5 protein-coding genes are annotated in these 5,994 nt (G+C 75.5%); 3 read left to right on the plus strand and 2 right to left on the minus strand.

Annotation, left to right across the window (positions count from 1 at the left end; all coding sequences use genetic code 11):
* Positions 1–562 (plus strand): DUF2269 domain-containing protein (locus ACFU7Z_RS34740; protein WP_380781988.1); only part of this gene is annotated, 562 nt, incomplete at its 5' end.
* Between the two features lie 80 nt (positions 563–642).
* On the plus strand, positions 643–1,650 hold the full coding sequence (locus ACFU7Z_RS34745; protein WP_074004662.1) for an MsnO8 family LLM class oxidoreductase: 1,008 nt from the start codon (positions 643–645) through the stop codon (positions 1,648–1,650).
* A gap of 111 nt (positions 1,651–1,761) precedes the next feature.
* Here ACFU7Z_RS34745 and ACFU7Z_RS34750 read toward each other — a convergent pair whose 3' ends face one another.
* Positions 1,762–3,276, minus strand: coding sequence for an APC family permease (locus tag ACFU7Z_RS34750; RefSeq protein ID WP_380781990.1), 1,515 nt, complete (start codon positions 3,274–3,276; stop codon positions 1,762–1,764).
* A gap of 237 nt (positions 3,277–3,513) precedes the next feature.
* On the minus strand, positions 3,514–5,157 hold the full coding sequence (locus ACFU7Z_RS34755) for an amidohydrolase (RefSeq protein WP_380781992.1): 1,644 nt from the start codon (positions 5,155–5,157) through the stop codon (positions 3,514–3,516).
* A gap of 206 nt (positions 5,158–5,363) precedes the next feature.
* Between ACFU7Z_RS34755 and ACFU7Z_RS34760 the strand changes: the two genes are divergently transcribed.
* A complete protein-coding gene (locus tag ACFU7Z_RS34760) occupies positions 5,364–5,972 on the plus strand; it encodes a TetR/AcrR family transcriptional regulator C-terminal domain-containing protein (protein ID WP_380781994.1) in 609 nt (202 codons plus the stop codon).
* Positions 5,973–5,994: the final 22 nt, after the last annotated feature.

Consider the following 5,994-nt stretch of genomic DNA (forward strand, 5'->3'; position numbering starts at 1 on the left):
CCGCCTGACACCGGCGGCGCGCAAACGCCTGGTCGTCCTGCACATCACCGCCTCGGTGAGCTGGCTGGCGCTGATGCTCTGCCTGCTCACCCTGGCGGTGACGGCGCTGACGGCCGTGGGCGCCGGCGACGCCGACCGGCTGCGCACCGCCTACCGGGCGATGGGCCTGCTCGGCGACGTGCTGATCCTGCCGCTGAGCCTGCTGACCTTCCTGAGCGGGGTGGCGCTCGGGCTCGGCACCTCCTGGGGGCTGTTCCGGTACTACTGGGTGAGTACCAAGTTCTGGCTGACGCTGGGGGCGATGGCGGCCTCCGTCTTCGCGCTCAGCGACCGGCTGCACGACGCGGTGCGGGTGGTGGACGCGCACCCGACCGGCCCGATCACGGCGGCGGACCTCGGCTTCGTCCGGTACAACACGGTGATCGTCCCGGCGGTGGCGCTGTCGCTCTACCTGTTCACCGTGGTCCTGTCGGTGTACAAGCCCTGGGGCCGCCGGAAGACCAAGGCCGGTGCCGCGGACGCGGACGCCCGCCGGGGCCGAATACCCGGGGCGGGCGCCTGACCGGCCGGCCGACGGCCGCCGGCCCCGGCCCGGGGCCGCCCGGGGAATGCCCGCGCGGAGGGAGGGCGTTGTGCACCGACGTGACCAGCGCCGCGTCCACGACCAGGATCTCCGTGCTCGACCGCTCCCGGACCAGGCAGGGTGAGGAGCCGGCCCGGGCACTGCGGGACACGGTGGCCTTCGCCCGCGAGGCGGAGCGGCTCGGCTACCACCGGTTCTGGGTCTCCGAGCACCACGGCGTGCCGGGGGTGGCCGGGTCGGCGCCCACCGTGCTCGCCGCGGCGGTGGCGGCGGCCACCTCCCGGATCCGGGTCGGCACCGGCGGGGTGATGCTGCCCAACCATCAGCCGCTGGTGGTGGCCGAGCAGTTCGGGGTGCTGGCCGCGCTGTTCCCGGGGCGGATCGACATGGGGCTCGGGCGCTCGGTGGGCTTCACCGACGGCGTCCGGCGGGCGCTCGGGCGCGAGAAGGGCGCAGCGGACGAGTTCGGTGCCCAGCTGGCCGAACTGCTCGGCTACTTCGACGGCTCGCAGCAGGCGCACCGCGGGGTCCACGCCCGGCCGGCCGAGGGCCTGCACGTCCCGGCCTTCGTCCTGGCCACCGGTGCGGGCGCCGACCTGGCCGCCGACGCCGGGCTGCCGCTGGTGATCGCCGCCCCGCACGGGGAGGACCGGATGCTCGCGGCGATCGACCGCTACCGCGACCGGTTCCGCCCCTCGGCGCACGCCGCCGAGCCGTACGTGGTGGTCTCGGGCACGGTGGCGGTCGCCGAGACGGCCGAGCGGGCGCGCGAGCTGCTCGTCCCGGAGGCCTGGTCCGGCGCGTACTCCCGTACCCACGGCGAGTTCCCGCCCCTGGCCCCGGCGGCGGAGATCCTCGCCCGGGAGATGACCGTCCGGGAGCGGGCCGCGTACGAGCAGTCGCTCAAGGGCCACATCGCGGGCACCCCGGAGCAGGCCGCCGCCGAGCTGCTGGCGCTGGTGGAGCGCAGCGGGGCGGACGAGTTCCTGGTCACCACCAGTACCTACGACCGCGCCGCGCTGCTGGACTCCTACCGGCTCCTCGCCGAGGCCGTCGGCCGGGCCTGAGCGGGCCGGGCCCGAGTGGGCCCGGAGGACGCGGAGCCGTCACCGGTCCGGGCCGGGCCTCGCCGGCTGCCCGGCGCTCGCTGCTCCCCTCCCGCTGCCCGGCGCTACCGCTCAGCCCGCGTCGACCTCGGTCGTTCCGAGCCGCGCGTACACCTCCGGCCGGCGGGCCCGCAGCCGCAGGGCGATCCCGACGCCGGTCAGGAACACCACCGGCACGATCGCGACCAGCGGCCAGTTGACCTCCGGGCCGGCGCCGGTGAACAGGTCGAGCCGCCACACCACCAGCGCGGTGGCCCCGCACAGCAGCACGGTGGCGGCCAGCGGCGCCACGACCGTACGGAACGCCCCGGCGCTCGCGGCGGCCGCCCGGTTGCGGCGGAAGAAGGCGAACACGGCCAGACCGGCCAGCGCCTGGAGCACCAGGATGCCGACCACCCCGGGGGAGTTCGCCCAGAGGAAGAACTGGTTGTACGGGTCCGCCCCGATCAGCGCGGCCACCCCGACGGCCACCGCCGCCACCACCGACTGCACGATGCCGCCGATCCACGGCGAACCGTGGCGCGGGTGGACCCGGCCCAGCACGGCCGGGGCGGCCTGCTCGGTGGCCAGCGCGTAGCCGTACCGGGTGATGGTGTTGTGGAAGGCGAGCAGCGCCGCGAGCAGGCTGGTGACGATCAGCACCCGCTGCACGTCCGTCGCCCAGCCGCCGACGTAGTCGGTCATCGCGGTGAAGAACATCCCGGCCGGGTCGGCGGTGGCGGTCGCGACGGCCCCGGTGTCGCCGAAGGCCTGCACGATCATCCAGGTGACGAAGGTGTAGAAGAGGCCGAGGAAGACGATCGCGGCGTAGGTCGCGCGCGGCACGGTCCGCTGCGGCTGCCGGGCCTCCTCACGGTAGATCGCGGTCGCCTCGAAGCCGATGAAGGCGGCGAAGGAGAGGCCGAGCACCCCGCCCATCCCGCCGGAGAACACGTGCTCCGGGGCGAACGAGGACAGGCTCAGCCCGTGCGCCCCGCCCTTGACCAGCACCGCCACCGCGAGCACCAGCAGGATGCCGGTCTCGGCGATCAGCAGCGCCCCGAGCACCTTGGCCCCGAGGTCTATCGAGCGGAAGCCGAGGAACCAGACCACCGCGACCCCGAGCAGCGCCCAGACCGGCCAGGGCAGGTCCAGCCCGAGCAGGTCCTCGGCCGTGGTGTGGGCGAAGAACCCGAAGGCGCCGAACATGCCGATCTGGATCGCGTTGTACGAGAGCACCGCGAGCAGTGCCGCGCCCAGCCCGGCCGCCCGGCCGAGGCCGCGGGTGACGTAGGCGTAGAAGGCGCCGGCGTTGCGGATGTGCGCGGTCATGGTGGTGAAGCCGACCGCGAAGAGCGCCAGCACCACGCCGGTGGCCAGGTAGGCGACCGGCGCGCCGATGCCGCCGAAGGAGATGGCGAACGGCGCCACGCCGGCCATCACGGTCAGCGGCGCGGCGGCGGCCACGACGAAGAAGACGATGTCGCCGGTGCCGAGCACCCCGCGCTCCAGCCCGCCAGCGGTGCCCGGGGAGGTGGGGGTGGAAGGGGCGCCGGGGTCGGGGGGACGGAGTGCGGCGGGGGAGGCCGCGTCGGAGGGCAGGGTCATGGGGGAGCTCTCCTGGGGTCGTGGGTACGAGGGTAGGGCGGTCGGCGGCGCGGACGCGTCGGCCGCCGACCGGGGAACGAGGCACGGACGCCGTGGGGGACGGCCGGAACCGGTCGGGACATCCGTCCGGGCGGGGCGGCGGGGCGGCCAGGACGTCTCAGCGCGTCGAGCCGCAGCCGGACAAGCCAAACAAGCCGGACCGGCCGCAGCCGGACAGCCGGGCAGCCGGGGCGCGCCTCAGCGCGTCGAGCGGTCGCCGCCGGGCGGCCCACCGTGGGTGCGCCGTCCGCCGAGCCAGGTGCCGGCCACCTCGATCGAGGCCAGCTCACCGGCCGGCACCGCGTACGGATCGGTGGCCAGGTGCACCAGGTCGGCCCGCAGGCCCGGCCGCAGTACGCCCCACTCGGCCTCCTCGAAGGCCTGGTGCGCCACGCCCGCCGAGTACGCCGCCAGCGCCTCGGTGAGCCCGATCCGCTCCTCGGGCAGCCAGCCGCCGTCCGGCAGCCCGTCCGGCGTCTGCCGGGTGACGGCGGTGGCCAGCCCGGCGAGCGGCTCGTAGCGGGTGACCGGCCAGTCGCTGCCGAAGGAGACCCGGGCGCCGCCGCGCAGCAGGGCGGCGATCTGGTACTGCCGGGAGCCGCGGTCCGGGCCGATCCGGGGCAGGGTGAGCTCGGTCATCAGCGGGTCGGTCTGCGCCCACAGCGGTTCGAAGTTGGCGATCACCCCGAGTTCGGCGAACCGCGGCAGGTCGTCCGGGTGGACCAGCTGGACGTGCGCGATCACCGGCCGGCGGGCGCGCGGCCCGTTGCGGCGGGCGGCGGCCTCGACGGCGTCCAGCGCGATCCGTACGCCGTGGTCGCCGATCGCGTGGATGTGCGGCTGGAAGCCCAGCGCGTCCACGGCGGTGACGGCCTCCGCCAGCTCGGCGCCGGTCCAGTTGGCGACGCCGTGGGAGTGCGGGCAGTCGCTGTACGGCTCCAGCAGCGCGGCCGTCCCGGACTCGATGACGCCGTCGGCGAAGAACTTGACCGCCCGCGCGCTGAGCCGCCCGCGCCCGGCGGCCTCGACCCGGTCGCGGTCGGCGGCCAGGCGGGGGAGCCGCTCGTGCCAGCCGTCCGGTTCGAGCAGCAGGGCGAGTCCGGCCCGGACCGGCAGGTCCTCCTCGGCGACGGCCGCCAGCCAGGTGTCCACCTGCGCGGGTTCGACCCAGGCGTCCTGGAGCCAGGTGAGTCCGGCGGCGGCGAGCGCGGCGGTGGTCTCCCGCAGCGCGGCGACCTGTTCGGCCAGTGGCCGCGGCGGGACGAGCGCGAGGACGGGGTTGAGCGCGCCGAACTCGCGCAGGGTGCCGAGCGGGCTGCCGTCCGGCCGTCGGACGATCTCGCCGCCGACCGGCTGGGGCGTGTCCGGCCCGTACCCGGCCCGGCGCAGCGCCTCGCTGTTGGCCCAGCCGGTGTGGTGGTCCATGGTGCGCAGCAGTACCGGCCGGTCGGGTACGGCGGCGTCGAGCAGCCGGGCGTCGAACAGCCCGCCCTCGGCCAGTGACGGATCCACGGCGTCGCCGGTGATCCACTCGGCCTCGGGGTGGCGCCGCGCCCAGTCGCGGACGGCCGCCACGACCTGCTCCACGCTGGTGCAGTCGCGGACGGGCACGCCGCGCAGGCCGATGGCGCCGAGCAGCGGGTGGACGTGGCCGTCGCCGAAGGAGGGCAGCAGGGCGCCGCCGTCGAGGTCGACGGTGTCGGTGCCTTCGTCGCGCAGGGCGAGGGCGGCGTCGCCGAGGGCGGCGATCCGCCCCGCGCTGACGGCGAGGGCGTGGGTGCGGGGGAGGGCGGGGTCTCCGGTGTGGATCCGGCCGCCGGTGAAGATCGTTTCGGCACGCATACGGGGGTGTGCGTCCTCTCCGGGGCAGGGCGGGCCGACGGGTGCGCGGCCTGCCTAACCGAATGGGGTTCGGTTACCGTAGGCGCGGCACCGGCGGGTGCGGAAGGGTTTTACTGAAAGCCGTTCAATAACGCTTGGATAACGACGATCTTGGTCTGTCGGGGGCCGACGGGCCGCCCGGCGACCCCGAAGGTGAGGAACCGGGCATGCCCAGGCCGCGCACACCCCTGCTGGACCGGCAGCGCATCGTGGACACCGCGCTCCGGCTGGTCGACGAGGCGGGGGACCTCACCATCCCCGCGCTGGCCGGTGCGCTCAAGGTCAGCCCCTCCGCGCTCTACCACCACGTGGCCGGCCGGGCCGAGATCGTCGCCCTGATGCGCGCCGAGCTGGTGCGCACGATCGGCGAGCAGTCGATGTGGGACCAGCCCTGGGACGTCGCGCTGCGCACCTGGGCGCACGCCTACCGGGACGCCTTCGCCGAACACCCCGGCATCGTCCGGCTGCTCGCCACCGCGCCGCTTGCCGAATCGTTCATGCACGAGCTGTACGAGCGGGCCGTCGCCACCCTGGAGGACGCGGGCTTCGCCGCGCAGGACGTGATGGGCCTGATCACCGCCCTGGAGAGCTTCATCCTGGGCTCGGCGCTGGACCTGGTCGCCCCGGACGTCATGGTCGACGCCGTCGACCGCGCCGCGACCCCGAGGCTGGCCGACGCCCTGGACGCCGTCCCCGTCGGGCGCGAGCGCGCGGACCGGGCCTTCGAACTCGGGCTCACCGCCCTGATCGGGGGCTACCGGGCGCTGCTGGGCTGACCGCCACCGGCCGGCCCGGCAG

It is taken from the genome of Kitasatospora sp. NPDC057518 (assembly GCF_042802075.1).
Lineage (GTDB): Bacteria > Actinomycetota > Actinomycetes > Streptomycetales > Streptomycetaceae > Kitasatospora.

Excerpts from the sequence above, each read along its gene's own strand:
- ACFU7Z_RS34755 (WP_380781992.1), bottom strand. The coding sequence starts at position 5,157 with ATGCGTGCCGAAACGATCTTCACCGGCGGCCGGATCCACACCGGAGAC.
- ACFU7Z_RS34750 (WP_380781990.1), bottom strand. The coding sequence starts at position 3,276 with ATGACCCTGCCCTCCGACGCGGCCTCCCCCGCCGCACTCCGTCCCCCC.
- ACFU7Z_RS34760 (WP_380781994.1), top strand. The coding sequence starts at position 5,364 with ATGCCCAGGCCGCGCACACCCCTGCTGGACCGGCAGCGCATCGTGGAC.